Origin of the sequence: Acinetobacter sp. YH16032, assembly GCF_013417345.1 — a bacterium.
In the GTDB taxonomy this organism is placed as follows: domain Bacteria; phylum Pseudomonadota; class Gammaproteobacteria; order Pseudomonadales; family Moraxellaceae; genus Acinetobacter.
In genome coordinates, this window is sequence record NZ_VPEE01000085.1 from 1 (window position 1) to 3,586 (window position 3,586).

Here is a 3,586-nt window from a genome sequence, read left to right on the forward strand (position 1 = left end):
ATAAGACATTGTTTAAAAAGGGATTTTAAGAGGCGTTTCGTATAAGGTGTATTATGTTAATTTTAGAAATAATTAATTATTTCACATATTGCCAAAGATCAGGACCAACATAGCTCTCATCTATACGATAACCTTCTGCAATTGCTTCTTTTTCATCATACTCTCTAGATCTTTGAGTTCTTCGTTCTTCCTTTTCAAACGCTTGTTTTAACTCCAATGGAGTCATTGTATAAGCATTAATATTGTTTTCTGAATCACTTAAGGCATCTCGTTGATCATAACGAATGGTGTTAAAAGTATAACGAACCATATATTGCTCTTTCTCATCTTCAGTTTTTTTAGTTTGACTGATGTATATATTCAATAAAAGACCATTAGCGTATAAGCGATAACCCAAAGACCCACTACCACTCGCATTCATGATGTTTTGCCATTCCTCATAACTAAAAATATAGCTTGGATCAATCGAATAGCCCCACTTCATGACATATCGCATATTATCTTCTTTCGCTATACGTGGGTTATAGGGAGCAATATAAAGTTTCCATCCCGCTTGATTTACTCGTTTCATTAAATTCGCATACGCTTGATAGGCTTGCTCAGGACGTACAAACTCCTCTTTATTTAAGCCTGCATTAACAGTCATAACCTCAATACCATCTTCCTTATGAAACGATGTTCCTAATACATAAAAAACATGGTCAATAGCTAAGCTACTCGCGCCATTTTCAATCTTAATTTGACCAAGGTTCGGTGGTGAAAAATCTAATTCTCGAAAACTAGCGACAGGATGGTTATCCACGGCACTCTGATTGTATTGAGCAAAGTCTTTAAAGCCCTGTAGACCAAAATGGAGTAAATAAGGTTGCTGATTCATTGCACTATTCTCTGTATTTTTTGCATTAGGTTGGCAACCTAAAAGAAGGAAACCGAAGATGAAGACTAAGATAGAATTAAAATAATGCTTAAATCTTTCCATCATTACTGTCCTTGCCAACTACAAAGTCCGCTTTACTATTGCCCCATCCTGCAATAATTGCGAGTTCCTTCTCTAAAAATGATCGCCCTGTGTCACTTAACATTAAGGTATGATATTTTTCTGCTGCCTTCTGAATCCACTCCATACGGCTATCATAATCTTGAACTTTGGTATGCGCTAAAGGTTCGCTATAGACAGATTCAGGTAATTTGTCGAGTACATCTTTATGACGTCCTTCATATTTCCCATGTCTAGGCTTAACAGCATCAACACTATAATCACTAGAAAGGACTAAAGTACTATCGGGAAGTTTGGTATAGCTTTGTAAAGTTGCCTGTGCTTGTACCATCCAGTCCTTCCAAACCAATTCTTGTAAAATATTACGTTGTTCCTGTACTGCAATTGCCAGTAAATGTTTCATAAGATCGTCTTGTGCATCTTTAAAATTATCTCTCCTTGGTTTTCCTTTTCTTTTAAAAATGCCTTCTATCTTGGGAAGCATCCCAAAAGCCTGAGTAATTTCAGTTGTACTCTGCAAATGCTTAATGATGGGTAAACAACTCGACCAAGGAATATTTAACACTTCTTCCTTAATATGGGTGAACTTAGATACATCACGTTGAGTTCGACATTGATTAAAAGATTGCGAAGACATACTCCAAGCATAATGCCAAGGTGCAATATCCATAAATAACCATAAATTCCCTTTCGCAAAAGAGTGTACTGGATTGCGAACAAGTGGCGTCAAGACAAAAGGGGAAATAATGGGAATCCATTTATACCCCCAAGCCGTTAAGCCATGTTTAAACACTGCTGCAACAGTTTTTGAAGCAAATGCACCTAAGCCCATCCAATAATAACGGCCTTTTAATTGCTGACTTCCATGATTTTCTTGTTCAAGATAAATTTTGGCATAAACTGAGGCAATTCTTCTGGCTCTTGCTTCATATCCTGGTTCGAGTTTATAGAGATTCTTTTTGGCATCTTTTAAGTTAGACAGACGGATCATCGCTATTTGTTGTTGTACTTCCCAAAAAGTTAAGCAATCACACTGTGCTGTTTTACAGCTATTCTCTGTTGTATTTGTATTACTTTCCCAATCTAAATTACCCACTAATCATCTCCTTCACTCGGTTCAGCTTCTAGCTTCATCCAATTTAAATCGAGCTTTAAGCTTTCTTCTTGTAAGGAATTTATTCGTTTAGATCGGCCTTTATTATCTGCTATGGCCATAAACTCATCGGATGCATTTGAAATTTTATAATCAGCATTTTTAAAGGGCTCACCAGAGGGCAATAACATTTGAAATTTCTCATTATAGGCCTCATAAGTTGGCAAGCCTTTGATATTTACACCAACTTCTGTACCGCTTTTAAAAAGGTGCTGACCTGCCTTAGCCTCAAACTTTGCAGGCGTAATGAATGTAATTCCATTCTTATTAATGATGACTTGAGAACCACCTGCCATAGGTTTACCTATCTTCTTTAATCATTTAAAAATTAATCTTATATTTAGCTTAAAATAAATCTCTAATAGTTCAATTTTTTTCACCAAAGTATGACTTTTATCATAGCCATTCAATTGAATGATAGCATCATTGTTGCTGCAGACAATAAAGAAGTCACACTCAAAGAAGGTGAAACAAAGCAGTTAATAGATAACTTAACGTCAAAAATCCATCCTTGGTACAAGGGAATTATTACGGGAACAGGTGAAAGCTATGTGCTCAATCGTTGCATAACCTTATTTCAGCAAATAGCTCAATCAGAGTTAAAAGCTTTGCCCTATTGTCTAGAACTTTCACGGAAAGTGAGAGAACATGAAATCGGTGTTGATCATTTTCAAGTACAAAATACCAAGTTACTTTGCTCTAGTTATAGTGACAGCGGAGCTCAACTTTATAAAGTTGAAAGGTTCGATGAGGAGCAAGCCTACACAATCATGGCTGTTGAACCGATGAACATCACGGTATGGATGTTTAATCCCAATGTTGAAGCCATTTCAGCGGATCTACAACTTCTCTATGCTGATTTAAGAGACTACGGTACGTTTAATCATCAATCTGAGTGGATTAATTACTACATCAACCGGATTGCTCCTATTTATCAAAAGCAAAGCCAAGTCGATTCACTGATGAGTCAAAGCTTTGATTTCTTTTTTCAGACGAAGGATGAATATGTGTTTGGCCATATTCCCAACACCCAAAAGACAGCACTAGAATTCAAAGAAATTTCATCGAATATTAAGTCTATTTAACATAATGGTGATTATACGAAGTACACTTGTATATTAATATAATTATCAATTACTTAAAATTTTAGTCATGACTAAGAAATCAGCAAAAAGTCGCTTTTGTAATAAGTTGGTGAGTTTTTAAGCGAATATGTAACATTTTGCCATTAAAATTGATTAAAAAACGATCAATTTAGCAGTCAGCGCCCATTTCATACGGATCTAGGTTCCAAAACTATCCCCAATTGCTGTGGATAAAATTTAGGCTATTTTGTACGCCTGGGCTTACGTGAATTCCGGCCCTTTGCGGCTATTCAGAATACTGGAACTTTCTTATGATGGGGACATAGAGAGCAGGAAGCTCCATACAAGAAT

4 protein-coding genes are annotated in these 3,586 nt (G+C 36.1%); 1 reads left to right on the forward strand and 3 read right to left on the reverse strand.

The genetic code is table 11. The annotated features are described in order from the left end of the window. Window positions 1-76: 76 nt before the first annotated feature. Genes FTV32_RS16095 through FTV32_RS16105 form a run of 3 tightly spaced genes read right to left on the reverse strand, consistent with a single transcriptional unit; the run spans window position 77 to window position 2,446 of the window. A complete protein-coding gene (locus tag FTV32_RS16095; protein WP_171525057.1) occupies window positions 77-982 on the reverse strand; it encodes a hypothetical protein in 906 nt (301 codons plus the stop codon). Then, entirely contained in the window at window positions 966-2,093 is a 1,128-nt protein-coding gene (locus tag FTV32_RS16100; protein WP_179995816.1) for a DUF2515 family protein, read from the reverse strand. Before FTV32_RS16100 ends, FTV32_RS16095 begins: the two co-directional genes overlap by 17 nt. Continuing rightward, entirely contained in the window at window positions 2,093-2,446 is a 354-nt protein-coding gene (locus tag FTV32_RS16105; RefSeq protein WP_000897084.1) for a hypothetical protein, read from the reverse strand. The genes FTV32_RS16100 and FTV32_RS16105 overlap by 1 nt, the downstream gene beginning before the upstream one ends. Window positions 2,447-2,536: 90 nt before the next feature. On the opposite strand from FTV32_RS16105, the gene FTV32_RS16110 reads away from it, so the two are divergent. After that, complete coding sequence (locus FTV32_RS16110) at window positions 2,537-3,235, forward strand: hypothetical protein (RefSeq protein WP_179991637.1); 699 nt, start codon at window positions 2,537-2,539, stop codon at window positions 3,233-3,235. The last annotated feature ends 351 nt before the right edge of the window (window positions 3,236-3,586 follow it).